This window comes from Vibrio sp. 10N.222.55.C6 (genome assembly GCF_041473395.1).
GTDB classification, from domain to species: Bacteria; Pseudomonadota; Gammaproteobacteria; order Enterobacterales; family Vibrionaceae; genus Vibrio; species Vibrio crassostreae_C.
The window spans coordinates 1-401 of sequence record NZ_JBFRSD010000890.1 but is presented as its reverse complement, the minus strand read 5'-3'; the positions used below and the strand labels follow the sequence as shown (position 1 = coordinate 401).

1 pseudogene is annotated in these 401 nt (G+C 42.6%); it reads right to left on the bottom strand.

Features of this window, described 5'->3' with window-relative positions:
- Positions 1 to 217: 217 nt before the first annotated feature.
- A pseudogene (locus AB4486_RS26720) lies at positions 218 to 401 on the bottom strand (C4-dicarboxylate ABC transporter substrate-binding protein); the annotation flags it as partial.

Genomic DNA, 401 nt, shown 5'->3' with positions numbered 1-401 from the left:
GGTATATTCCTCAATGTTGTTCAGGTGTTTTTTTATTGTTTTAGCGACTGACATATAACCTCCAATGTTGATTTTCACATGACAACCAGTCGCTCACGGTCCTAAAAGATCAGGTACAGAACAGATCAACGAGTACAGCCATGTAAATGCCCTATCTCACTGTTCTACCGCTAGGTGATTAAGTAGCGGAGAACAGCAGATAGGGCGAATCTAATCGTTACTTTCTACCTAGTAACTCAAGAACGTCGTCTAGCTTGTCTTTACCCCCAATGCTTGAGTAGAACTTAGGCCAAACTGACTTAGTCACTTTGTTGATCCACTCTTGCTCGTTGTCTGCTGGGTCTGTGAATACCATGCCTTTCGCTTGTAGCTCTTCGCGAATCTTGTTTTCCGTATTTTCT